Below are 25,510 nucleotides of genomic sequence, written 5' to 3'. Positions count from 1 at the left end.
TCCTAACTGTTCCCAAAAATGTCGTGGTACGCCGCTGCCAGACGCAAAGGGTCATGGACGGGTCGGCGGCCCGACGCCCCCACTTTACCCAAGACAACCTCGGCGCCGATCATCGCAGCAGCTTTCTCGAATTCCTGCCGGTCGGGCACGGACGCGGGATCGGCCAGGACGACGTCGACGCTGAAGTCCGGTGCGTACCGGCGCAGGGCATGGAGGTGGTCGGCTGCCGTCATGCCGGTGGTCTCTTTGGTGTCGGTGGCCAGGTTCATGGTCAGGCAGCGTTTCGCGGCCGTTGCACTGAGGGCATCACGCATTTCCGGGAGCAGCAGGTGCGGGAGCACAGAGGTGTACCAGGACCCCGGCCCCAGGATGATCCAGTCGGCCAGTTCGATGGCCGTGAGCGCCTCGGTGCATGCGGGTGCCTGTTCCGGCAGGAGCCGGACGTGCTCGAGCGAACCGGCCACGGCGCAGCGCGCCTGCCCGCTGACCGTCTGCAGGACCGATTCGCCGTTGGCTGACGTGACGCGGATGTCGCCCTCGATGGTGAGCGGCACGGTGGACATCGGCAGGACCTGCCCGCGCGCCCCCAAGAGTGCACCGGCCCACTTGAGGCCCGCCACGGCATCGCCAAGCAGTTCCCAGAGGGTGACAATGAGGAGGTTGCCGGTGGCGTGGTCATCGAGGGACCCGCCGCCGCCTTTCCCGGGCCGGAAACGGTGCTGCATCACATCGCGCCAGGTCCGCCCCCAGTCGGTGTCGTCGCACAATGCGGAGAGCGCCATGCGCAGGTCTCCGGGCGGGAGGACGCCGTACTCTTCGCGCAGACGCCCGGAAGACCCGCCGTCGTCCGCCACTGTGACAATGGCGGTCAGTTCGGTGGTGAGCAGCCGCAGGGCCGACAGCGACGCTGACAGGCCGTGCCCGCCGCCGAGTGCCACCACGTTGGGACCCTTGTCCTGCTGGCCGCCTGCCGTTCCGCTGGTAAGCGGTATCAACGGCAGCGGCCCGGTAAGCATCCCCATTACTCGCGGCCCAGGTCCCGGTGTGTTGTGGTGACGGTCACACGGGGATACTGCGCAAGTTTCTTGGAAAGCTCGACGGCGACCGCCACCGAACGGTGCTTGCCGCCGGTGCAGCCCACGGCGATGGTGGCGTAGTGCTTGTTTTCGCGTCGGTAGCCGTCCAGGACCGGTTCAAGCGCCAGCACGTAGCGGTCCACGAAATTCTTGACACCTTCGGCCTCCAGGACGTAATCGCTGACGTCCTTGTCCAGGCCGGTGTGGGGGCGCAGCTGCGGCACCCAGTGCGGGTTTGGAATGAACCGGACGTCCGCGACGTAGTTGGAGTCAACCGGCAGGCCGTACTTGAAGCCGAAGCTCATCACGTTGAGCCGCAAGGCCACGGGCCCGGTCTCGCTGAAAAGTTCAGTAACGGCCGTCGCCAGGCCGTGGACGTTGTAATCGGAGGTGTCCAGAACGACGTCGGAGCTTTCCCGCAGCTCCTTAAGGACCTCACGTTCGGCTGCTATGCCGTCCAGGATCCGGCCGCCTTCCTGGAGGGGATGGGGCCTGCGGCCCTGCTCGAAGCGGCGGACCAGGACGTCGTCATTGGCGTCCAGGAACAAGACCCGGAACGTGACCCCGCTGGCCGCCAGGGCGCCAAGCGTGGCCCGCATGTCGGCAAAGAGGCCCTTGCTGCGAACGTCCATCACCACGGCCAGGCGCGGAATGGACTGCGGCGCGTGGGACACCAGTTCGGCGAGGGTGCCCAGCATTTGCGGCGGCAGGTTCTCGACGACGTACCAGCCGTGGTCCTCCAACGCGTCCGCGGCGGTGCTGCGCCCCGCGCCGGACATGCCTGTGACCACCAGCAGTTCCGCTTCGACGGGTTTGATCGGCGTCATGCCGTCCTGGCCCATCCCGGATTCCGCCGTAGAGTCTGTCATTCGTCCTGCCCCGTTTCTTTCCTGATCCAGCAAGCAACCGCGTCGGCGGAAACCTGCGTTTCTTACCCTACCTAGGTTTCAATGATTTCGCCGGTGGTCATGTTGACGGCCGGAACCGTCTCGCCGGCAGTTTCCTCGGTATTGAAGTGGGACACGATGGCGCTGGCCAGGGACGGACCGATGCCTTTAGCGGCCGTGAGCTCAGCGGCGGTGGCCGCCTTCACGCCCTTGATGGAGCCGAAGTGGGCCACCAGGGCCTTGCGCTTGGACTCCCCCAGGCCCGGCACTCCATCCAGGGCCGAGAGGGTCATGGCCTTGCCGCGCTTCTGCCGGTGGAAGGTGATGGCGAAGCGGTGTGCTTCGTCACGGATCCGCTGCAGCAAGTAGAGCCCCTGGGACGTCCGCGGCAGGATCACCGGGAAGTCGCTGTCCGGGAGCCAGACTTCCTCCAGCCGCTTGGCGAGGCCCACAACGTACACATCGTCGATGCCGAGCTCCGCCAGCGCCCGGGCTGCCGCGTTCACCTGGGGCTGGCCGCCGTCGACCACCACCAGGTTTGGCGGGTAGGCGAACTTTGCCCGCGGGGCCGCCGTGGTGGTGTCCAGGACCGCGGCGTCCGCCGCCGCATCCAGCGCCGCCTGGTGGCCGGTGAGTGCCGCTGCTTCGACCTGCGCCACCTTGTCCTGCACGTAGTAGCGGAACCGCCGGGTCAGGACATCGTGCATCGCCGCGGTGTCGTCTGCCGCCGCAGCTCCGGTGACAGAGAACTTCCGGTAGTCGGACTTTTTAGGAAGGCCGTCTTCCACCACCACCATGGAGGCCACCACGTTGGTGCCCTGGACGTGGGAGACGTCGTAGCACTCAATCCGCAGCAGCGGCACGGGCAGGTCCAGGGCTTCCTGCAACTCCTGGAGTGCCTGCGAACGGACTGTCAGGTCGCCGGCCCGCCGGGTCTTGTGCAGTTTCAGGGCGTGCTCGGCATTCTCGCGGACGGTGGACATCAGCGCGGCCTTATCGCCGCGCTGCGGCACCCTGACGTCCACCTTGGCTCCACGGAGGCCGCCCAGCCATTCGGTCAGCTCGGCTGCGTTGCTGGGCGCCACGGGGACAAGGACTTCGCGCGGGAGCCTGCCGTGACTGTCGCTGTCCTCGCCGTAGACCTGCTGGAGCAGGTGCTCCACCAGGTCGGGGGTGGTGGAGTCCTCCACCTTTTCCACAACCCAGCCCCGTTGGCCGCGGACCCGGCCGCCCCTAACGTGGAAGACCTGCACTGCGGCCTCGAGCTCGTCCTCGTGCAGGGCGAAGACATCGGCATCGGTGTCTTCGGCAAGCACTACCGCGTTGCGTTCAAAGACCTTCCGCAGGGCAGAGATGTCGTCCCGGAGCCTTGCCGCACGCTCGTAGTCGAGAGTGGACACTGCTTCGGCCATTTGTTTTTCGAGTTTTGAGATGAAGCGCTTGGCTTCGCCGCCCATGAAGGAACAGAAGTCCTCGGCCAGGGCGCGGTGTTCCTCCGGGGTCACGCGGCCGACGCAGGGCGCGGAGCATTTGTCGATATAACCCAGGAGGCAGGGGCGGCCGCTGGCCTGGGCCCGCTTGAGCACTCCGGCGCTGCAGCTTCGGACGGGGAAGACGCGCAGGAGCGTGTCCATGGTTTCCCTGATGGCCCCGGCCGTATAAGGGCCGAAGTACCGGGTGCCCTTGCGCCGGTCCCCCCGCATCACCTGGACCCTCGGGAGCTTCTCGCTCATGGTCAGGGCCAGGTACGGATAGGTTTTGTCGTCGCGGAAAACCACGTTGAACCGCGGCTTGAATTCCTTGATCCAGGTGTATTCGAGCTGCAGGGACTCCAGTTCGCTTCCCACCACGGTCCACTCCACGCTGCTGGCCGCATAGACCATTGCATGGGTTTTCGGCAGCAGGCCTGCCGGGTTCGCGAAATAGGAGTTCAGGCGGGAGCGGAGGTTCTTTGCCTTGCCGACGTAGATGACCCGGCCATGGGGATCGCGGAACCGATACACCCCCGGGTTGGTGGGAATTTCACCCGTCTGGGGCCTGTAAGTTACTGGATCTGCCACTACTTCAGTCTACTGATCCTTAGTCCGTGGCCTTGCTCTGGTTGTAGCTGGTGGAACGTTCCTGGCCGCTGAGTTCGGCGATGGCGTCCATGATCCGGTCCGTCACCTGCCGGCGTGCGGGCAGTGAGTGGTCCGGGCCGGTCTTGTCGAAGTACAGCGGTTCCCCCACCTTCATAGTGAAATGGTGCGGCTTAAAACCCTTCTCACCGGCAGGCTGCAGGTTCTCCGTCCCGATCAGTCCAACCGGGATCACCGGAGCTCCGGTTGCCAGTGCCAGCCAGCCCACGCCGGTGCGCCCGCGGTAGAGAATGCCGTCCCGCGAGCGTGTGCCTTCAGGGTAGATGCCGATGCCCTTGCCCGCCTCCAGGATGTCCATGAGGGTTTTGAGCGCCTGGACACTTGCTGCCTGCTCGCCGCGCTCCACGGGAATGGAGCCCACGGACTCGAAGAAGGACTTCATGACCTTCCCCTTCACGCCACCGGTGGTGAAGTACTCGGCTTTGGCGAAGAAGGCCACCGGCCGAGGCATCAGTGCCTGGACAATGACGCTGTCAAAGAAGGAAAGGTGGTTGGGGGCCACGATGAAGGGCCCCTCTTTGGGAACATTTTCCAGGCCGACGACCGTGGGCCGGCAGGTGCCGGCGACCAGCCCGCGAAAGGTCCAGCGGACTGCCTCAAACAACGCCATCGTTGCGCACCTCACTCATCGCCGCAGTGTGGATGGCTTCGAGCCGCTCGATGGCAGCAACCATGTCACCAGTGTTTTCTACTACCGTGACGGCGCCGGCCACCTCCAGTTCGCCGGCGGGGGCGAAGCCCCAGCCCACTCCGATGCAGTCGAGCCCGTTCGCGATGGCGCCGGCAACATCTTGAGCCCGGTCCCCCACCATCACGGCGTGGTGGGTGGACAAGTCAGCGAGGGCGGCAGCGATGATGTCAGCTTTGCCAACCGGACCCTCTGTTGAGGTCTCGTCGTCCGCGGATCCCCTGATCGTCTGGAACAGGTTGGCGATGCCGTGGTGTTGCAGCACAATCTGCGCCAGCCCTTCGGGCTTCTGGGTTGCGACGGCCACGGGCCTGCCCGCTTCCGCGAATCCCTCCAGCACGGCCTTGACCCCGGGGTACAGGCGGCTCTGCGCGATGCCCGTCGCCAGGTAGTGCTGCCGGTACAGGCGGATGACGCCATCCAGCTGGTCCGCCGGCACCATGGCAACAGTGAGAAGCGAGTCGCTGAGTTTAGGGCCGATCATCGCGGCCAGCAGGTCCGGGTCAGGAACCGGGAGGCCGGAGGCCACCAGGGCCGCTGCGATGCCGTCGGTTATTCCGCCTGCCGGATCGACAAGAGTGCCGTCCAGGTCAAAGATCACGGGCACTGTTGTTTGAGTCACCGGCTTAGTTTCTCACGACACCGCGGATGGCAGAAACTCGCATTCCCGACACGGCATACTTCCTCGCCGACGGGCCCTTAGGCCAAAATGTCAGCGAGGAACGACGCCGTGTGGCTCGTGGTCGATTTCGCCACCTGTTCAGGAGTGCCGGTGGCGACCACCTGGCCGCCGCCTGAGCCGCCGTCCGGGCCAAGGTCCACGATCCAGTCCGCACTCTTGATGACGTCCAGGTTGTGCTCGATGGTGATGACGGTGTTCCCCTTGTCCACAAGGCCCTGCAACACCATGAGGAGCTTCCGGATGTCCTCGAAGTGCAGGCCCGTGGTGGGTTCGTCGAGGACGTAGACGCTGCGGCCGTTGGAGCGCTTCTGCAGCTCCGCGGCCAGCTTGACACGCTGGGCCTCGCCGCCTGACAGCGTGGTGGCAGGCTGTCCCAGCCGGACGTAACCCAGGCCAACGTCCACCAGGGTGTTCAGGTGCCGGGCGATGGGCGAGAAGGCCGCAAAGAACTCCGCTCCCTCCTCGATGGGCATGTTCAGGACATCCGCGATGGTTTTGCCCTTGTAGTGGACCTCCAGCGTTTCCCGGTTATACCGGGCACCGTGGCACACCTCGCACGGCACATAAACGTCCGGCAGGAAGTTCATCTCGATCTTGAGCGTGCCATCACCTGAGCACGCTTCGCAGCGACCGCCCTTGACGTTGAATGAGAACCGGCCCGGCAGGTAACCCCGGACCTTCGCCTCGGTGGTCTCCGCGAAGAGCTTGCGGATGTTATCAAACACACCGGTGTACGTTGCCGGGTTGGACCGGGGGGTGCGACCGATCGGGCTCTGGTCCACGTGGACCACCTTGTCCAGGTGCTCCAGGCCCTGGATGCTCTTGTGGCGTCCGGCAACCTGCTTGGCGCCGTTGAGCTTGTTGGCCAGCACCTTGTAGAGGATTTCGTTGACCAGGGTGGACTTGCCGGAGCCGCTGACGCCGGTTACCGCCGTAAAGAGCCCCAGCGGGAACGCCGCGTCAACGTTCACCAGGTTGTTTTCCCGCGCGCCGACAACCTTGAGCTCTCGCTTCTTGTCGTATTTGCGCCGCTTTTTGGGAATTTCGATTTTCTTGCGGCCGGACAGGTAGTCGCCGGTAAGGGAATTGGTGTTCTCGAGAAGATCTTTGTAGGAACCCGAATGCACCACCTGGCCGCCGTGTTCGCCCGCGCCGGGACCGATGTCCACGATCCAGTCAGCCACATGGATGGTGTCTTCGTCGTGTTCCACCACAATGAGGGTGTTCCCCATGTCCCGCAGCCGGGTCAGGGTTTCGATGAGCCGGCGGTTGTCCCGCTGGTGGAGGCCGATGGACGGCTCATCGAGGACGTAAAGCACGCCCACCAGGCCGGAGCCGATCTGCGTGGCGAGGCGGATGCGCTGGGCTTCGCCGCCGGACAGAGTGGCGGAGGGCCGCTCGAGGTTGAGGTATTCGAGTCCGACATCGAGCAGGAAGGTCAGCCGGGCCTGGATTTCCTTAAGTACCTGATGGGCGATCTGGGCTTCCCGGCCGGTGAGGACCAGGTTGTTCAGGAAGTCTGCGCACGCCCGCATGGGCATGGCGGCGACGTCGGCAATGGACTTGCCATTGATCAGCACGGACAGGGATGCGGGGTTCAACCTGGCGCCGTTGCAGGCCGGGCAGGGGATCTGCCGCATGTACTCTTCGTAGCGGTCACGTGCCCAGTCCGAATCCGTTTCACCGTGCTTCCGGTGGACATACTGGATGGCACCTTCGAAGCCGGTGCTGTACTTCCGTTCACGTCCGAACCGGTTCTTGTACTGCACCACCACCTTATGGTCCTTGCCGTGCAGGACGGTCTGGCGGACGTCCTTGCCCAGCTTCTCCCACGGCGTGACCATGGAGAAGCCCAGTTCCTTGGCAAGCCCTTCCAGCAGGCGGTTCCAATACTCAGTGGTTGCCGTTCCCAGCGACCAGGGCGCGATGGCGCCTTCAGCCAGCGACAGTTCCGGGTTGGGGACGATCAGTTCTTCATCCACCTCCAGCCGCGTGCCGATGCCACTGCAGGCCGCGCAGGCCCCGAACGGATTGTTAAAGGAGAACGAGCGCGGCTCGATTTCGTCGATTGCCAGGGGATGTTCGTTGGGGCACGCAAGGTTCTCCGAAAACGCACGAAGCCTCTCCGGGGCGTCCGCATCCACGTCCACGAACTCCGCCAGCACGCGGCCCTCGGCGAGGCCCAGTGCCGTCTCGACCGAATCGGTGAGGCGCTGGCTGATGCCCTCCTTGACCACCAACCGGTCAACAACCACTTCAATGGTGTGCTTGAACTGCTTCCCGAGTTTCGGCGGATCACTGAGCTGGACGAGCTCACCGTCCACGCGGGCCCGGGAGTAGCCCTTGGCGGTCAGTTCCTTGAAGAGGTCGACGAATTCGCCCTTGCGTCCCCTGACTACCGGCGCCAGGATCTGGAACCGGGTGCCATCTTCAAGCTCGAGCAGCTGGTCCACAATCTGCTGCGGCGTCTGCCTGGCGACGACCTCGCCACAGACGGGGCAGTGCGGCCGTCCGACGCGCGCCCACAGCAAGCGCATGTAATCGTAAATTTCGGTGATGGTACCCACCGTGGAGCGGGGGTTCTTGCTGGTGGACTTCTGGTCGATGGATACGGCCGGAGAGAGTCCCTCGATGAAGTCGACGTCCGGTTTATCCACCTGGCCCAGGAACTGGCGGGCGTAGGCCGACAGCGACTCCACGTAGCGCCGCTGACCCTCGGCAAAGATCGTGTCGAATGCCAGGGATGATTTCCCGGATCCGGACAGCCCGGTGAAAACGATCATGGCGTCGCGGGGCAGGTCCAGGTCCACGTTCCGCAGGTTATGCTCCCGCGCCCCCTTGACGACAAGGCGGGAAAGGTCAGGACGGGCAGGCGTGGCTGCGCCCCGGGCAATGGTGACGGGCACTGACTGGACTGCTGATTCTTCAGCTACGGCTTTAGGCACCCACTAATGCTAATCGAAAACTTCTTCGAATATCCATGCGGGTGGTTCAGTGGGCGTCGTAGGCGGCCGCCAGCAGCTTGACGGCCTCCGCAAACGTGGCCCCCTGGGCCCTCGCCATCGACGCATAGGTGCCGGCGGCGGCGGAGAGCGCGTCCGCCCGCTCATCACGCGCGCTGACGACGGTGCCGTTCCGGCCCTTGGTGGACACCACTCCGGCCGCCTCGAGCTCTTTGTAGGCGCGTGCCACAGTGTGCGGGGCCACGTCAAGCAGCTCTGCCAGTGCACGGACCGCCGGGAGCTTGGTCCCGGGCGGCAGGTCACCGCTGTCCGCGAGGCGGATCACCTGCAGCCGCAGCTGCTCAAAGAGTGCCACAGTGCTGGCCTGGTTGGGCTTCCAGGTCCCGGGGAACGCAGCCACGGCAGTCACCGTCCTGCCTCCAGTGTTCCTGCCCGGCCGGCGAACTGGGCCTTGTAGAGCCGTGAGTAGTGGCCGTTGGCAGCCAGCAGGTTCTGGTGGGTACCCTGCTCTGCGATGCGTCCGTGATCCATGACCAAAATTAGATCAGCGTCCCGGACCGTAGACAAACGGTGAGCTATGACGAAACTTGTTTTGCCCCGCCGCAATCTCTGCATGGCCTGGCGAATCAGGACCTCAATCCGCGAATCGACTGAACTGGTGGCCTCATCGAGGATTAGCACCCCCCGGTCCGCGAGTTGTGCCCGGGCTATCGCGATGAGCTGGCGTTGCCCGTGGCTCAGCGGCTCTCCGCCGCTGTCCAGGATGGAGTCGTAGCCGGCCGGCATCGACCGCACAAAGTGGTCCAGGTGGCTGGCCTCCGCGGCCGCGGTCACCTCAGCGTCCGTTGCCCCGGGCCGGCCGTACTCGATGTTCTCCTTGATGGTGCCGGCAAACAGCCACGCATCCTGGAGCACTACCCCGAAACCCTCGCGCAGGGTATCCCGGGGGATGGCGGCAATGTCGGTTCCACCGATGGTGATCCGGCCGGCGTCAGGTTCGTAGAACCGCATGAGGAGATTCACAATAGTGGTCTTGCCTGCCCCGGTGTGCCCGACGATCGCCACGGTCTGGCCAGGCTCCACCGTGAACGAAAGGTCCCGGATAACGGGTTCCTGCGCGTAGCCGAAGGTGATGTGGTCGAAAACGATCCGTCCGCCCAGCCTGGCACGTTGGCCGGCTGTTTCGGGCTCCGCAGGAATTTCCTCGGCATCAAGGAGTTCGAAGACGCGGTGCGCCGAAGCCGCGCAGGACTGGATGACGTTCAGCATTCCGCCGATCTGGCTCACGGGCTGCGTGAACAACCGACTGAACTGGATAAACGCCAGGATTCCGCCGATAGTCATGGCGCCGAGGGTGACCTGGAAGGCGCCCACCACTGCGACCGCAATGTACGTCAGGTTGGAGATCAGGATCATCAGGGGCTGGACAAGCCCCGAGGAATACTCGGCAAGGGCGGAAGCCCGCGCCAGGCGACCGTTGCTCGCCCGGAAGACCGCCGCTGCCTGGTCCTGGTGTCCGAAGGCCATAATGACCTCATGTCCGGTAATGAATTCCTCCACGTGCGCATTCAGGGCGCCGGTTTCGGTCCACTGGCTCGCGAAATGTGCTTGGGATTTACGGGCCACCAGGACCGTTATCAGGGTGGACACCGGCACGGAGACGAGGGCAATCAGAGCCAGGAGCGGGGATATCCAGAGCATCATGGCCAAGGCGCCGGACAGCATCAGAACAGAGATGATCAGTTGAGTCAGGACCTGGCTCAAGGATTGCAAATGTTGTCGATGTCGTTGGTGACCCGGCTCAGGACGTCGCCGCGGGACTTCTCCTGAAAGTAGGTGGAGGGAAGCCGGTGCAGCTTTTCCTCCACGGATGCCCGCAGGCTGTACATCAGGCCCTGGACCGAGCCCGCGGTCAGCTTTCCCTGGATCCAGTTGAAAAGTGAAGCCCCGACATACATAAAAGCGACGACCGCCAGCAAACGTCCCAGCCGGTCATGCTCGAACACGCCGCTGTAAACCCCGTCCACCACGATATCCGTGGCGTCACCGAGGTAATTCGGTGCGGCCACGTTCAGGCCGGCAAAACAGCATGTGGCTGCCACGGCACCAAGCATCCGCCATCTGAACGGGCGCAGCAGGCCGAGCAGTCGGCGCGTCGCCGGCCAGAACGTTTTGCGAACTCCTTCCGGGAGCGGCTCGGTCACGGCAGGCTCTCCAAGGCCAATTGGGACTCCGCGATTTCCCGGTAGGTTCTGGAAGTCTCCAACAATTCAAGGTGGGTACCCTGCGCCACCAGCCGGCCGTCGTCGAGCACCAGTATCCGGTCCGCGCCCGCGACGGTGGAAATCCGTTCCGCCACCACGATCACGACGGCGTCGGTGAGTGTGTCCGCGAGGGCGTCCCGGAGCCGGTTCTCCGTGCCGAAATCGAGCGCGGAAAAGCTGTCATCAAAAAGGTAGATCGGCGCCCGCCGCACCAGGGCGCGCGCGATGCAGATACGTTGGCGCTGGCCGCCGGAGAGGTTTGTTCCACCTTGGCCGACTTCAGTGGCCATCCCGAGGGGCAGCTCGCGGACGAACCCTGCGGCCTGGGCCGTTTCCAGCGCCTCCCATAACTGACTGTCGCTGGCCGACGGGTCGGCGATCCGCAGATTGTGGGCAATGGTCCCGGTGAACAGATAGGACCGTTGCGGGACCACAGCCATCGCCCGGCGGAGGACGTCCAACGGCACTGTGCGGATGTTCCGGCTGGCGACGGTGATGGTACCGGCAGTGGTATCGAGAAACCGGGGCAGCAAACCAAGAAGAGTTGATTTACCGCTGCCGGTGGAGCCGATGATGGCAACGGTGCTGCCGGGACTTGCCGTAAAACTGATGTTTTGCAGCACCGGACTTTCGGCACCGGGATAGGCGAAACGGACATCCGTGAAGGTGATGCCGCCTCCGCCGAAGGCTCCCCCGCCGCCCGCCGCGTCCTTTTCGTGCCCGGTGCCTGCGGCGGCCTCACTGTCCCGGACGGACGGCTGGGTGTTGAGCACCGCGTTGAGCCGCTCTGCGCACGCCGCGGCACGCGGGGCCGTGGTCAGCACGTACATGGCCATCATGATGGCGAGGAGAATCTGCATGATGTAGGCGATGAAGGCCGTGAGGGCCCCGATGTTCATTTCTCCCGAATACACCCGCTGTCCGCCGAACCACACCACGGCCACCGATGACAGGTTCACCACGATCATGATCAGCGGGAGCATTGCGGCGATGAGCAATGCCGACTGGAGGTTGTTTCCCGTCAGGCTGGTGTTTGCCCGGGCAAAACGGCGTGTTTCATGTCCTTGCCTGACAAAGGAACGGATGACGTTGGCACCGATAATCTGCTCGCGCAGGATCTGCCCGGTACCGTCCAGCAACTCCTGGCCGTCGCGGTAGAGAGGCACCAGGCGGCGGACGATCAAATACATGATGAGAAGGAGCGCGGGCATGATGATGATGACAATGCTCGAAAGCACAATGTCCTGCTGCCAGGCAAGGTAGACGCCACCCACGGCCATGACCGGCGCCGCCACCAGCATGGTAAACACCAGGACCGCGAACGACTGGATCTGCTGGGTGTCGTTGGTTGCCCTGGTGACGAGGCTCTGGGTGCCAAAGGCCGCCACCTCCTGGGAAGAAAGCGACTGGATTTTCGTGAAGACCTCGGCCCTCAACTGCTGGCCGAGCGTCATGGCCACCACGGCGCCGAGATAGCCCGCGGCCACGGCGGCTCCCGCCTGGACAGCCGCCACGACGGCCATGTCGACGCCCAGCCGGAAAATTTCGGGGGTGTTCCCGGCCACGATGCCGTCATCAATGATGGCGGCGTTGATGGTGGGCAGGAGCAGAATGCCCGCGGTCTGAACCAGCTGCAGGGCAATGATGGCGGCAACCCGGCCCTTGTGGGCCGCCAGCAACCTCATCAGTAAGGCGAAAAGCACGGCACCTCCTGAAGTGGTGTGGAGGCTGGATCGCTCGGGAGTCCCATGAGGTTGCAGCGAATGACCATCCCCCAGAATCCCCTTCTTCATCATCACATGGTGTCGAATTCCACTATTAGTCACATGACTATACGGACCTTGTAAAGAACATCGATCGAATGGAGTTTAGGCGGTAAGTCGCTTTTGCGCTACGGCAAAGATCCGTCGGAAGGGGAAAACCGTGCCGTGGGGTGTCCCCGGGTAAGCCACCCGGAGCGCCTCAGCATATTCAGCTTCAAAAGCCTGTCCCTCCTCGGCTGACAGAACCGACAGCACCGGCCGCAGCGCCGTGCCGCGCACCCACTCAAGCACGGGATCCGTCCCGGGGAGGACCTGCTGATAGGTGGTTTCCCAGGCGTCCGCCGTGCAGCCCGCGTCCAGCATGATGCGGAGATAGTCGGCCGGCTCCCCCACCGATTCCCCGCCGCGGAGCACGTCCTTCAACAGGGGCCGCCAGCGGGCCGTGGCCGCCAGCTCCCGCATCAGCGCATGGGACGGGGCGTTGAAGTTACCGGGCACCTGCATGCCAAACCAGGTCCCGGGCCTCAGCGCCGCCAGCCAACGTCCCAGCATTTCCTGGTGGCCGGGCACCCACTGCAGCGCGGCATTGGTAACCACTACGTCGGTTTCGGCGGCGGGCATCCAGTGGGCGATATCGGCCAGTTCAAATGTCAGGCCGTGCTGCCCGTCGGACTGCATGGCAGCCTTGGCCAGCATCTCGGCTGACGAATCGAGCCCTACGACTTGCGCGTCCGGCCACCGCTGGGCGAGGGTGGCCGTCAGGTTGCCGGGACCGCAGCCAAGGTCCACCACCTCGCGGGGGTGGTCGGCATGGATCCGTCCTGTGAGGTCAAAAAACGGCCTGTCGCGATAGTCGCCGAACTGGACGTACTTCAGGGGATCCCACTTCACGTTCGTCTCCATGATCTGTGCTGCCGGTCACTACCCGCGAGCCTAACCCCGTCCGGCCCGGATTTCGGGCACCTGCGGGGCACTAAGCTGGAAATCAATGAAACTCGTTGACCAGCTGTCTGTCCTGTCCGCCTCGAACCGCCCCGGCGCAGGCATCGACCCGGACGCGCTCTACTCCCGGTTCCTTGAGTGGACCGAAAGCCGTGGCTTGGAGCTGTACGCGGCCCAGGACGAGGCCGTGATGGAGCTGGCCACCGGCGCCAACGTCATTCTCGCTACGCCCACGGGGTCGGGGAAATCGCTGGTCGCCATCGCTGCGCATTTCCAGGCCATGGCACGGGGGCAGCGCAGCTACTACACGGCCCCGATCAAAGCCCTGGTCTCCGAAAAGTTCTTCGCCCTGTGTGACATCTTCGGCGCCGAAAACGTCGGCATGATCACCGGCGATTCAGGCGTCAACCAGGACGCGCCCATTATCTGCTGCACGGCGGAAATCCTCGCGAACATCGCCCTGCGGGAAGGCGAGAGCGCGGACCTCGGCTCGGTGGTCATGGATGAATTCCATTTCTACTCCGACCCGCAGCGCGGCTGGGCATGGCAGGTCCCCCTGCTGGAGCTCCCCCAGGCCCAGTTCCTCCTGATGTCCGCCACGCTGGGTGACGTCAGCCGTTTTGAGGAAGGAATCACCGAACTCACGGGCCGTCCCACCACCACCGTCAGTTCGGCCGAGCGCCCCATTCCGCTGCATTACTACTACCACGAGACTCCGGTCCACGAGACGCTTGAGGAGCTGCTCTCCACGCGACAGGTGCCGGTGTATGTGGTGCATTTCAGCCAGATCGAGGCCATTGACCGCGCCCAGACGCTGATGAGCATCAACGTCTGCACGCGCGAGGAGAAAGACAAGATCGCGGAGCTGATCGCGAACTTCCGGTTCGCCGCCGGGTTCGGCAAAACCCTCAACCGGCTTGTCCGGCACGGCATCGGCGTCCATCATGCCGGCATGCTGCCGAAGTACCGGCGGTTGGTCGAACAGCTCGCCCAGGCCGGGCTGCTCAAGGTGATCTGTGGAACAGACACCCTCGGGGTGGGCATCAATGTGCCCATCCGTACCGTCCTGCTCACCGCGCTGAGCAAGTACGACGGCGTACGCACCCGGCTGCTCAACTCCCGGGAGTTCCACCAGATTGCCGGCAGGGCCGGGCGCGCCGGGTACGACACCGCCGGGACGGTGGTGGTGCAGGCACCCGAGCATGTGACCGAGAACGTGAAAGCCATGGCCAAGGCCACGGCCAAGTTCGGCGATGACCAGAAGAAGCTCCGCCAGGTAGTCAGGAAGAAGCCGCCCGAGGGGTTTGTGTCCTGGGGCGAACCAACGTTCAAGCGGCTTGTCGAGTCCGTGCCCGATCTGCTGAGTTCGAGTTTCAGCGTTACGCACTCAATGCTGATGAACCTGATGGAACGGCCAGGGGATCCGTTCACCGCGGCACGCCGGCTGCTGACCGAGAACCACGAGCCGCGGTCCTCGCAGCTGAGGCTGATGAAACGTGCCCTGGGAATATACCGCGAGCTCCTCGCTGCCGAGGTGGTGGAACGCATTCCCGAGGCGGAACAGGGCGCAGACGGCAGGACAGTCCGGCTCACCGTCCACCTGCAGGCCAACTTTGCGCTGAACCAGCCGCTCTCGCCGTTTGCGCTGGCGGCACTGGAACTGCTTGACCCGGACTCGCCGTCGTACGCCCTGGACGTGGTATCCGTGATCGAGGCGACCCTGGAAAAGCCCCGGCAGATCCTCTCCGCCCAGCAGAAAAAGGCCCGGGGCGAAGCCATCGCGGCGATGAAGGCGGACGGCATCGAGTACGACCAGCGGATGGCGATGCTGGAGGAGGTTACATACCCGCAGCCCCTCGCCGAAATGCTGGGCGAAGCGTTCGAGGTCTACCGCAAGGCCGCCCCATGGGTGGGCGACTTTGAACTGGCACCCAAGTCAGTTGTCCGGGACATGTACGAACGTGCCATGAACTTCGGCGAGTTCGTCCAGTTCTACGGCCTTGCCCGCTCCGAAGGCATCGTGCTGCGTTACCTTGCGGACTGCTTCAAGGCGCTACGCCAGACGGTGCCGCAGGACATGCTGCGGGAGGATCTTGAGGACCTCATTGCCTGGCTGGGCGAACTGGTGCGGCAGGTGGACTCGAGCCTCCTTGACGAATGGGAGGAGCTGACCTCCGGCGCGGCACCCACGCCGCACGACGCTCCACCTCCCCCGCCGCCGTCGCTGACGTCCAACATCCGTGCCTTCCGAGTGATGGTCCGCAACGAAATGTTCCGCCGGGTGGAACTGTTCGCCGATGAGGACGCGGCCGCGCTGGGCGAGCTCGACGCCGGCGCGGGCTGGGATGCCGACCGGTGGGAAGACGTCCTGGACGACTACTTTGACGAACACAATGACATCGGCACCGGGCCGGACGCCCGCGGCCCCGGCCTGCTCATCATTACCGAGGAACCAGGGCTCTGGAAGGTCCGGCAGATCTTCGACGATCCGGCGCGCAACCATGACTGGGGCATCTCAGCCGTGGTGGACCTGGCGGCATCGGACGAGACCGGAACCGCCGTGGTCCAGGTCGCCGACGTCAACCGGCTTTAGGGTGCCCGCGCCGTGGAAACAGTCCCCGACCTGACCGCCAGCCTGCGGGTTCTGGACGCCCTGAGGCCCGAGCCTGCGGCACAGTGGGACGGACCACGGCAGTGGTGGCACGGCCCCCTGGATGTTGAAGGCCTGGCCTTGGGCGCAGTGCAGGCGGCCGCCACAGCCCTGAACGCCCTGACGGCTGCTCCCGGACGATATTCGCTGGCCGCGGGTTCCACGGCCGCTTCCTTCGATTCACTGGGGCACCTGCGGATCGGCGGCAGGAAACCGGAAGGTTTCGCTCCGCTGTCGGGGTTCCGCCCCACCTCGGACGGCTGGATCCGCCTGCATGCCAACTATCCGCACCACGCGGCCCGGATCATGGCCGCGCTCTCCGCCGGCACGCCACCGGACGTGGATCATGCCCTGCTACGCATGACGTCCCTCGAAGCGGAGGAAGCCATCACGGCGAACAACGGCGTGGCTGCTGCCGTCCGCAGGCGCGGGGAATGGCTGGCGACGCCGATGCACGCGGCGGCCAGTGCCGGGCCGTGGATCCGCATCTCCCGGCCGCCCGAGCAGTCCGGGGAGTCCGGGCAGCCCTGGCAGGACGTCCCGCTGCCGTTGTGGAAGCCGTCGCCGTATGCCCTCCGTCCGTTGGCGGGCCTCAAGGTGCTGGACCTGACCCGCGTCATCGCCGGCCCTACCGCCACGCGCCTGCTGGGAGCCCTCGGCGCGGATGTCCTGCGCATCGACCCGCCGCATCTCCCCGAGCTGATCGATGCGTTCATTGACTCGGGCTTCGACAAACGCAGCGCAGTGGCGGACATCCGGAACCCCGCCGCATTGGAGACCCTGAGAGGCTTGGTTGATGCTGCGGACGTGGTGGTGACCGGATACCGCGGCGGCGCACTCGAACGGTTCGGGCTGGGGCCTGAGTCGATGTTGCAGGCCCGGCCCAGCCTTGTGGTGGTCGCCCTCAGCGCCTGGGGTGACAGCGGCCCGTGGGACGGACGGCGCGGTTTCGACAGCCTGGTGCAGGCAGCCTGCGGGATCGCTGAAAGGTGCGGCCACGCCGCCGTCAACGGGTGGATGCCCGGCGCACTCCCGGTGCAGGCACTGGACCACGCCACCGGGTACGGCCTGGCGGCAGCAGCCCTCGCGTTGCTGGCCGAGCGGCTCAGAAGCGGAAAGGGCGGCTTGGCCCGGCTGTCCTTGGCCCGAACCGCTGAGGAATTGCTGCGGCTCCCGGACGTACCCGCCTCTGGTGGCACCCTGGCCGGACCGGACTTTCGCGTGATGGAGAGCCCTTACGGGAGCCTGCGATTCGTGGGGCCGCCCATTCTGGCGGACGGTGTGCCGCTTGCATATGCGGCGAGCCCGGTCCGGTACGGCAGCTCCCAGCTCCGGTGGCAGTAGGCAGTCCGGCGGCACCCGGTTCAACGGACCCCTTGTAAACTCAACCCATGAGTGTAATCCGCCCCGCCACCCGGCAAGACGTCCCCGCCATCCTGCAGATGATCCATGAGCTGGCCATCTACGAGAAGGAACCCGACGCAGTCCGAAACACGCCGGAGATGCTGGCCGAAGTCCTGTTCGGCGCGAATCCCAGGGTGTTTGCCACCATGGCTGAAAATGCCGGGGGCGAAGTCCAGGGGTTCGCGCTCTGGTTCCTGAACTACTCCACATGGGAAGGCGTCCACGGCATCTACCTCGAGGACCTCTACGTCAGCCCGCACGCCCGCGGCGAGGGCCACGGCAAGGCGCTCCTGAAGCACCTGGCCGCCACCGCCGTCGAAAGCGGCTACGCCCGGGTGGAATGGAGCGTCCTGGACTGGAACGAGCCGTCCATCAACTTCTACCGGAGCCTGGGCGCCAACCCCATGGACGGCTGGTCCACGTTCCGGCTGACCGGCAACGCACTGGAGAGCTTTGGCACCAACGCTCCGGCAGCCGCACGTGCCTGATCAGGCCGCGTCCGCCGGAATCACACGCACGGCGTCTCCGGTCCGCCATACGGTCAAGGCCCGCCACGAATTCCGGGGCATGCGCACCGCCGAGCATTACTTCACCGTGCCCCTGAACCATTTCGCACCGGCAACGGGTGACCGCGGCGCCGGGCCGGAGACCATCACTGTCTTTGCCCGTGAGTACGTCTCCTCGGACCACTCCAGCGCTGAGGCCGAAGAGCTTCCCTGGCTGCTCTTTCTCCAGGGCGGTCCGGGCGGCCGCGGGAACAGACTGGCTTCGCTGGGCGGCTGGAGCAAGGCAGCCGCCCGGGACTTCCGGATCCTCATGCTTGACCAGCGCGGCACCGGCCTTTCCTCACCCATCGACCGGAACTCCCTGCCGGTACGGGGAACGGCAGCGGCCCAGGCTGCCTATCTGGAGCACTTCCGCGCAGACTCCATCGTGGCCGATGCGGAGCTCATCCGCGCGGCGCTCGGTTCCGGGCCTTGGAGCATCTACGGACAAAGCTATGGGGGGTTCTGCGCGCTCACCTACCTTTCCTTTGCATCGGAAGGCGTCAAGGAAGCCCTTATCACCGGTGGCCTGGCGCCGCTGTCCGGGCATGCCGATGACGTCTACCGCGCCACTTTTGCGCGCGTCGCGGCGCGCAACACCGAATACTTCGACTGGTATCCGGAAGACCGGGCTACGGTACAGCGGATCGCTGCCCACCTGAGCCACGCTGAAGAGTTCCTTCCCGACGGCGGCAGGCTGACCGTGGAACGCTTCCAGATGGTGGGCGCTTTCCTCGGCGGAAACACCCGCGTCGACGGCCTGCACTACCTCCTCGAGGGAGCCTTCAGTGATACACCGGACGGACCCAGGCTGTCCGATGCATTCCTGGAGCAGGTGCAGGGACTGGTATCGCGCCTGGGCAATCCGCTCTATGCCCTGATGCACGAGTCCATCTATGGGCAGGGCGGGCCCACCGATTGGGCCGCCTGGCGTGTTTTGGGCGAGTATCCGGATTTCCGACCAGACGCGGAGCCGCTGCTGCTGACCGGCGAGATGGTGTACCCGTGGTACTTCGAGCAGGACCCGGCGCTGAAACCTCTGCAGGAGGTGGCCCGACTGCTCGCCGCCAAGCCTGACTGGAAGCCGCTGTATGACCGCCCGCGCCTGGCCGCCAACAGCGTGCCGGCAGCCGCGGCGGTCTACCGCGACGACATCTACGTGGACCGCGATCTGTCGCTGGAAACCGCTGCCGCCGTGCGCGGCCTCCAGGTCTGGGAGACGGCGGAGTTCCACCACGACGGCATCTCCGACGACGGCGAGGCCATCTTCAGCCGCCTCCTGGGGATGGTGCGCTCGGCCGGCAACGGAACCGGCGTTCCGGGTGGCGGCTGAGCCCCGGCAGCGGCGGCCGCTCAGCTGCCAACCGGACCCGGGGCTGAGCCACGCCGCCGTGCCACCACGGCCACCGCGGTGGCTGTCAGTACAGCTGATCCGACCAGCGCGCCTGCCAGGTTCAGCCCCAGATAGCCCGCCCAGCTGAGGATCAGGCCGGACGTGGCCCCGCCCACCGCTCCGGCGGCGCCCATCAGCATGTCGGACAGTCCCTGGACCACCACGCGGGAATCCGCGCCGACGCTCTCAGCCAGTAATGTGGACCCGGCAATGGTGGCGGCCGACCAGCCCATGCCCAGCAGCACAAGTCCCACGGCTACGGCGACCGTGGACGACTGGCCAAAGCCGGCGATCATCACGGCGATGACCAAGGTGGCGAAGCCGATGATGATCGTCTCCGGCCTGCCTGCCTTGTCGGTGAGCCAGCCCATGACCGGCGACAAGGCGAACATGCCGGCGATGTGCAGGGAGTTGGTGAAGCCGATGATCACCAGCACGTCCCCGGAGGCGGCATGACCGGCGTGGGTTGCAGCGGGCCCGGCCACGAGTTCCTGCAGATGCAGTGGGGTCATGGACATCACACCCACCATCACCATGTGGGCACCGACGACTGCGGCCAAGGCCACGCGTGCCTGCCGGGACTGGCGGACGGCCCGCAGCCCGCGCACCAGTGAGCCGCTCGTCGCGCTGCGCGGAGCGGGGCCTGCCTGATTCGCGGAGCCATGGCTGGATTCCTGGCCTGCAGATTCCTGTCCGGCGCGGTCCCTGCCGGCAAGATCCCGGCCGGCGAGTTCCCGAGCGGCAAATTCCCGGCCGGCGAGTTCGCGGGCGAACAGCAGCGGATCGGGCCTGAGGCCGGCGGACAGCAGCACGATGGCCAGCAGGAGTCCGGCCGCTGAGATCACAAAGGGCCCGGCGACGGGCGGCAGGCCAAGAGCCTGCCCCACCAAGGTGCCGGGCTGGATCAGGTTGGGGCCGGCTACGGCGCCCACGGTCACTGCCCACACGACGGCGGACAGCGCCCTGCCGCGGTGTTCAGCGTCCGCGAGGTCCACGGCAGCAAACCGGGCCTGCAGGCTGGCAGCTGTCCCAACGCCGATGCCCACCGCCCCCAGCACCAGCAGGCCAAAGACGCCGGAGACGATGGCCCACACGATCAGCACTGTGCCCGCGAGGGCCGCGGAGAGTCCCCAGACCTGGCCTATCCGTCGGCCGCGGCGGTCCGCCAGGGAAGCCAATGGCAGCGCGACCAGGGCGGCCCCCAAGGTCATGACGGTGGCCACTGCCCCCGCCCATACGCTGGATCCCGAGAGCTCCACGGCAAGGATTGAACCAATGGAAACGGTTGCGCCGGTTCCGATGCCGCCGAACACCTGGGCCGCGCTGAGGAGCACCACGGTGCGCCGCTGCACCTGGCGCACTCCCCTTTCCGTCATGAGGATGCGGGCCATGGTCCGAGCATAGTCCTCACCGGTCCGGTCCTGCAGGGGGAATAACGCCGGCAGTCCCGGCCGCTGGGCGGCCGGGACTCCTGTGACATGCGGGGTTGGGCGGAAGGGCCTACTCGGCGTCGCTGAGGCTCTTCCTGGCGTCTTCCTCGAGGCGGGGGTCCAGGGGGGTCGACTCTGCCTTGGAGCTCATGAGGCTGGCGATGACGGCAACGATGATGGTGCCGACAATAACGGCCAGGGAGACAAAGGTGGGGATCTCCGGAGCCCACTCGATGTGGTTGCCACCGTTGATGAACGGCAGTTCGTTCACGTGCATCGCGTGCAGGACCAGTTTCACACCGATGAACGCCAGGATGAAGGACAGTGCATGCTTCAGGTAGATGAGGCGGTTCATCAGGCCACCGAGCAGGAAGTACAGCTGGCGCAGGCCCATCAGGGCGAACAGGTTCGCTGTGAACACGATGAACGGGCTCTGTGTGAGGCCGAAGATCGCGGGAATGGAGTCAACGGCGAAAAGTAGGTCGGTCAGGCCGATGGTGACGAACACCACCAGCATGGGGGTGAAGACCTTCTTGCCGTCCACGGTGGTGCGCAGTTTGCCTTCGTCGAACTTCTCCGACATGGGGATGACTTTGCGGATCTGGGCGATGAGGGGGTTTTCCTTGTCCTCCTCGTCCTCGCCTTCGTCCTGGGCCTGCTTCCACGCGGTCCAGAGCAGGAACGCGCCAAAGATGTAGAAGACCCAGCTGAACTGCTCGATCACGATGGCGCCGAGGAGGATGAAGATGCCGCGCAGGATCAGGGCGATGATGATGCCCACCATCAGGACTTCCTGCTGGTATTTCCGGGGTACGGAGAACCTGGCCATGATGATGATGAAGACAAACAGGTTGTCGATGCTGAGGCTGTATTCGGTGACCCAGCCGGCAACGAACTGCCCGCCGTGTTCAGCGCCGGTGAAGGCGAACATGGCGCCGGCAAACACCAGGGCCAGGCTGACGTAAAAGGCCACCCACAGGCCGGCTTCCTTCATGGACGGTTCGTGGGGGCGCCGGACAACGAGCAGAAGGTCCAGGAGAATAATCAGGCCGAGGACAACAAAAGAGCCGACCTCAAACCATACGGGTAAATCGAGCACGAGTAGCCTTTCGCAGGGCACAGAGAAATGGTGTAAGTCTCTCCGGCCGGCCTGTGCACTTGGTGCTGAGTTGGCGACCCGCTACGCCCGGCGAGGCAACTATGCCTGGCGTGTTGACGATCGTAGCACTTGGGATACTCCCCTACGTGACGTTAACTGTACCGCAGCTACGCGTGGCCGGCCGCCTGCATCTGGCGGAGTTCCTTCTTCAGATCACTGACTTCATCGCGGATCCTCGCGGCAACCTCGAACTGCAGTTCGGCGGCAGCGCCGTGCATTTGTTCAGTCAGCTGTTCGATCAGGCCAACGAGGTCTTCGGCCGGGGCCGCGGCCAAACCGTCCTTGCGGACCTGCGCTGCGCCCTTCGCTGCGGACTTCCCACGCTTAGCGCCCTTGGCCAGGCGGTTGTTGTTCAACAGCTCCTGGGTGTCCGCGTCTTCCTTGGCCAGCTGATCCGTAATGTCAGCAATCTTCTTCCGCAACGGCTGCGGATCGATGCCTCTTTCGGTGTTGTAAGCAACCTGGATAGCACGGCGCCTGTTGGTCTCATCGATGGCGTGGGCCATGGAATCGGTGATGCGGTCCGCGTACATGTGGACTTGTCCGGACACGTTTCGGGCGGCGCGGCCGATGGTCTGGATCAGGGACGTGGAGGAGCGCAGGAAGCCTTCCTTGTCCGCGTCCAGAATGCTCACCAGCGAGACCTCCGGCAAGTCGAGGCCTTCACGGAGCAGGTTGATGCCCACCAGGACGTCGAAGACACCCATCCGGAGCTCACGGAGCAGCTCCACGCGCCGCAGGGTGTCCACGTCAGAGTGCAGGTATTCCACCTTGATGCCGTGGCCCAGCAGATAATCGGTCAGATCCTCCGCCATCCGCTTGGTGAGGGTGGTGACCAGCACGCGTTCGTTCTTCGCCGTCCGAGTCTTGATCTCACCGAGGAGGTCATCGATCTGGCCCTTGGTGGGCTTGACCACCACCTCGGGGTCGATCAAACCGGTGGGCCGGATGATCTGCTGCACGAAACCGTCGGCCTTGCCGAGCTCATACTTGCCCGGGGTGGCCGACAGGTAGACGGTCTGGCCGACGCGGTCGAGGAATTCATCCCACTTGAGGGGGCGGTTGTCCATCGCCGAGGGCAGGCGGAAGCCGAAGTCCACCAGGTTCCGTTTACGGGACATGTCCCCTTCGTACATGGCGCCGATCTGCGGCACAGTCACGTGGGATTCATCGATGACCAGCAGGAAGTCGTCCGGGAAGTAATCGATGAGGCAGTGCGGAGCTGTGCCGCGGGCGCGCCCGTCGATGTGCGACGAGTAGTTTTCGATGCCATTGCAGAAGCCCATCTGCTGCATCATTTCAAGGTCATAGGTGGTGCGCATGCGGAGCCGCTGGGCCTCCACGAGCTTGTTCTGGCTTTCCAGTTCCTGGAGCCGTTCGGCGAGTTCGTCCTCGATGCGCTTGATGGCGCGGGCCATCCGCTCGGGCCCGGCAACATAATGCGAGGCCGGGAAGACGTACATCTCCTCTTCGTCCCGGATCACTTCCCCGGTCAACGGATGAAGGGTATGGATGTTCTCGATCTCATCGCCGAAGAATTCGATCCGGATGGCCAGTTCCTCGTACATCGGAATGATTTCCACGGTGTCCCCGCGGACCCGGAACGTGCCGCGGTGGAAGTCCATGTCGTTGCGCGCGTACTGCATGGACACGAATTTCCGGAGCAGGTCGTCGCGGTTCATCTCGGCACCCTTGCGGAGCGTGACCATTCCCGCGATGTACTCTTCCGGGGTGCCCAGGCCGTAGATACAGGACACGGTGGCGACCACGATGACGTCGCGCCGGGTCAGCAGGGCATTGGTGGCGGAGTGCCGGAGCCGTTCGACTTCCTCGTTAATGGAGGAGTCCTTCTCGATGAAGGTGTCCGTCTGCGCTACGTACGCCTCGGGCTGGTAGTAGTCGTAGTAGGAGACGAAGTACTCGACCGCATTGTTGGGCAGGAGTTCCCGGAATTCGTTGGCGAGCTGCGCCGCGAGGGTCTTGTTCTGCACCATCACCAGGGTGGGCCGCTGGACCTGTTCGATGAGCCAGGCGGTGGTGGCGCTTTTGCCTGTACCGGTAGCGCCGAGCAGGACAACATCCTTTTCGCCGTTCTTGATGCGCTCCGTCAGTTCGGTGATGGCGGCGGGCTGGTCCCCCGCAGGCTGGAATTCACTGATGACCTCAAACGGGGCCACAAAACGGTTGATCTCCTGCGCAAGGCTCATGCATCTAATCTACAACCGGGGACCGACAGCCAGGCCCGGGATCCGTTACAGGCGAACAATCCGCTTCAGGGGCGGGGACTTTCAGAGATGTACGACGGCGGCTGCCAGCCTGTATGCGCAGCCCACGCGTCCATGCGCGGCCAGGCTACCTCCGTGAACCACGGCTCCTTCGCCTCAGCGTAGGCGTGGGTGCCTTTGGCGTCGGCAAACTGTTCGGTCAGAGAGCGTTTATGCTCCGCATACAACGCGGCGGCTTCGGGGTCGCTCCTGAGCCAGTCGCGGAACAGCAGCGCGTAGCGCCACCCGGACGATCCGGCCGGCCTGACGTGCACGTTCACGGCGCGGCCGGGGTCCGCATTGGCGTGGAATCGTTTCTCCCAGTCCGCCCGTTCCGGCGCGGCCGGCTTCGGGGTGTCGAAATTGGCCCCCTGAACGGCCGGGAACCCGGCAGCCGAGAGCAACGGCGCAATCCTGTCCGCGACGTCGAGGCCTGCCACCGTGGCTTGGAGATCGATCACGTCTTTGGCTGCCAGGCCCGGCACCGCGGTGGAGCCAATATGGTCCACGGACAGAATGGCATCCGGTGCTGCGGCCATGATCCGGGCGCCGAGCCGCGCCGCCTGGGCCACCCAATCCGCCTGCGGGGCTGACAAGACGGCTGAGCCTGCCCTCGCCGCCCTGACACCGCGCCGGACATTGTCCGCGAACGGAACCAGCCGTTCGGCCCAGAGCTTGTCCACGTCCGCCAGCAGCGCTTCCAGGGAACCGGAATTGTCCAGCACCACGTCCGCGGCAGCCAGCCGGTCGGCACGCGTGGCCTGGGCCGCCATGCGTGACAACGCCTCGTCCCGGGTCATCCCCCGGTGTTCGAGCATGCGGGCAATTCGAACGTCATCGGGCGCGTCCACTACCAGCACCAGATGGAAGGTGCGGCCCTGCCCCGTCTCCACCAGCAGCGGGATGTCCTGGACCACAACGGCACCGGCCGGAGCTGCGGCAATAATGCCGGCCGCTGCCTGGCGGACCAGCGGATGGACGATGCCATTGAGTACGGCCAGCTGGGCGGGGTTGCCAAAGACCACAGCACCCAGCCTGGCGCGATCAAGCCTGCCCCCGCCGTCGAGCATGTCCGTCCCGAAAGCCTCCACCACCCGGGCCAGTCCAGGCGTACCGGGCTCAACCACGTCCCGGGCCAGGGCGTCAGCATCCACCAGCACAGCACCCAGCCCCGCCAGGCGCGAGGCCACCACTGACTTCCCTGAGGCGATGCCGCCCGTCAAACCGATCTTCAGCACGCCCTCAGCCTACCCAACTGCCCC

17 protein-coding genes and 1 pseudogene are annotated in these 25,510 nt (G+C 65.1%); 4 read left to right on the top strand and 14 right to left on the bottom strand.

All coding sequences use genetic code 11. The features are described 5' to 3' along the window. Positions 1-2: 2 nt before the first annotated feature. The 10 genes and pseudogenes from AC1MCD_RS09695 to AC1MCD_RS09650 all read right to left on the bottom strand — a co-directional run bounded on the left by AC1MCD_RS09695 (position 3) and on the right by AC1MCD_RS09650 (position 13,352). The gene (locus AC1MCD_RS09695; protein ID WP_498678005.1) at positions 3-1,022 is read right to left on the bottom strand and encodes a gluconeogenesis factor YvcK family protein; all 1,020 of its coding nucleotides are present in this window, start codon (positions 1,020-1,022) and stop codon (positions 3-5) included. Next, positions 1,022-1,945 (bottom strand): RNase adapter RapZ, encoded by a 924-nt coding sequence (gene rapZ / locus AC1MCD_RS09690; protein WP_498678003.1) that lies wholly within the window; start codon positions 1,943-1,945, stop codon positions 1,022-1,024. The genes AC1MCD_RS09695 and rapZ overlap by 1 nt, the downstream gene beginning before the upstream one ends. Before the next feature lie 71 nt (positions 1,946-2,016). Continuing rightward, the gene (gene uvrC / locus AC1MCD_RS09685) at positions 2,017-4,023 is read right to left on the bottom strand and encodes an excinuclease ABC subunit UvrC (RefSeq protein ID WP_498678001.1); all 2,007 of its coding nucleotides are present in this window, start codon (positions 4,021-4,023) and stop codon (positions 2,017-2,019) included. 19 nt (positions 4,024-4,042) lie between these two features. After that, positions 4,043-4,711: a lysophospholipid acyltransferase family protein gene (locus tag AC1MCD_RS09680; RefSeq protein WP_190989014.1), complete on the bottom strand. Its 669-nt coding sequence runs from the start codon at positions 4,709-4,711 to the stop codon at positions 4,043-4,045. Continuing rightward, complete coding sequence (locus AC1MCD_RS09675) at positions 4,698-5,411, bottom strand: HAD hydrolase-like protein (RefSeq protein WP_498677999.1); 714 nt, start codon at positions 5,409-5,411, stop codon at positions 4,698-4,700. Before AC1MCD_RS09675 ends, AC1MCD_RS09680 begins: the two co-directional genes overlap by 14 nt. A gap of 77 nt (positions 5,412-5,488) precedes the next feature. Continuing rightward, on the bottom strand, positions 5,489-8,416 hold the full coding sequence (gene uvrA, locus AC1MCD_RS09670; RefSeq protein WP_498677997.1) for an excinuclease ABC subunit UvrA: 2,928 nt from the start codon (positions 8,414-8,416) through the stop codon (positions 5,489-5,491). A 46-nt stretch (positions 8,417-8,462) separates the two neighbouring features. Beyond that, complete coding sequence (locus tag AC1MCD_RS09665) at positions 8,463-8,843, bottom strand: GntR family transcriptional regulator (protein ID WP_498677995.1); 381 nt, start codon at positions 8,841-8,843, stop codon at positions 8,463-8,465. After that, a pseudogene (locus tag AC1MCD_RS09660) lies at positions 8,840-10,548 on the bottom strand (ABC transporter ATP-binding protein). The gene AC1MCD_RS09665 and the pseudogene AC1MCD_RS09660 overlap by 4 nt, the downstream one beginning before the upstream one ends. An 86-nt stretch (positions 10,549-10,634) precedes the next feature. Beyond that, positions 10,635-12,383 carry an ABC transporter ATP-binding protein gene (locus AC1MCD_RS09655; RefSeq protein WP_498678268.1) on the bottom strand — a complete coding sequence of 583 codons (1,749 nt, stop codon included), beginning with the start codon at positions 12,381-12,383 and terminating at the stop codon, positions 10,635-10,637. A 183-nt stretch (positions 12,384-12,566) separates the two neighbouring features. Continuing rightward, positions 12,567-13,352 carry a trans-aconitate 2-methyltransferase gene (locus AC1MCD_RS09650; RefSeq protein ID WP_498677993.1) on the bottom strand — a complete coding sequence of 262 codons (786 nt, stop codon included), beginning with the start codon at positions 13,350-13,352 and terminating at the stop codon, positions 12,567-12,569. Positions 13,353-13,449: 97 nt separating this feature from the next. Here AC1MCD_RS09650 and AC1MCD_RS09645 point away from each other — a divergent pair, with 97 nt between their 5' ends. From AC1MCD_RS09645 to AC1MCD_RS09630, 4 genes are all read left to right on the top strand, one after another. Continuing rightward, entirely contained in the window at positions 13,450-15,996 is a 2,547-nt protein-coding gene (locus AC1MCD_RS09645; RefSeq protein ID WP_498677991.1) for a DEAD/DEAH box helicase, read from the top strand. A gap of 12 nt (positions 15,997-16,008) precedes the next feature. Beyond that, positions 16,009-17,397, top strand: coding sequence for a CoA transferase (locus AC1MCD_RS09640; protein WP_498677990.1), 1,389 nt, complete (start codon positions 16,009-16,011; stop codon positions 17,395-17,397). A gap of 47 nt (positions 17,398-17,444) precedes the next feature. Continuing rightward, positions 17,445-17,945 (top strand): GNAT family N-acetyltransferase, encoded by a 501-nt coding sequence (locus tag AC1MCD_RS09635; protein WP_498677988.1) that lies wholly within the window; start codon positions 17,445-17,447, stop codon positions 17,943-17,945. 79 nt (positions 17,946-18,024) lie between these two features. Beyond that, entirely contained in the window at positions 18,025-19,335 is a 1,311-nt protein-coding gene (locus AC1MCD_RS09630) for an alpha/beta fold hydrolase (protein WP_498678266.1), read from the top strand. A gap of 20 nt (positions 19,336-19,355) precedes the next feature. Here AC1MCD_RS09630 and AC1MCD_RS09625 read toward each other — a convergent pair whose 3' ends face one another. The 4 genes from AC1MCD_RS09625 to coaE all read right to left on the bottom strand — a co-directional run bounded on the left by AC1MCD_RS09625 (position 19,356) and on the right by coaE (position 25,486). Further along, entirely contained in the window at positions 19,356-20,786 is a 1,431-nt protein-coding gene (locus tag AC1MCD_RS09625; RefSeq protein WP_498677986.1) for an MFS transporter, read from the bottom strand. Between the two features lie 109 nt (positions 20,787-20,895). Continuing rightward, positions 20,896-21,924 (bottom strand): TerC family protein, encoded by a 1,029-nt coding sequence (locus tag AC1MCD_RS09620; protein ID WP_498677985.1) that lies wholly within the window; start codon positions 21,922-21,924, stop codon positions 20,896-20,898. A gap of 167 nt (positions 21,925-22,091) precedes the next feature. Beyond that, positions 22,092-24,191, bottom strand: coding sequence for an excinuclease ABC subunit UvrB (gene uvrB, locus AC1MCD_RS09615; protein ID WP_498677983.1), 2,100 nt, complete (start codon positions 24,189-24,191; stop codon positions 22,092-22,094). Between the two features lie 65 nt (positions 24,192-24,256). Further along, a complete protein-coding gene (gene coaE / locus AC1MCD_RS09610) occupies positions 24,257-25,486 on the bottom strand; it encodes a dephospho-CoA kinase (RefSeq protein ID WP_498677981.1) in 1,230 nt (409 codons plus the stop codon). Positions 25,487-25,510: the final 24 nt, after the last annotated feature.

The organism is Arthrobacter sp. BF1 (genome assembly GCF_056680215.1).
This window is presented reverse-complemented; position numbering and strand designations above follow the sequence as displayed.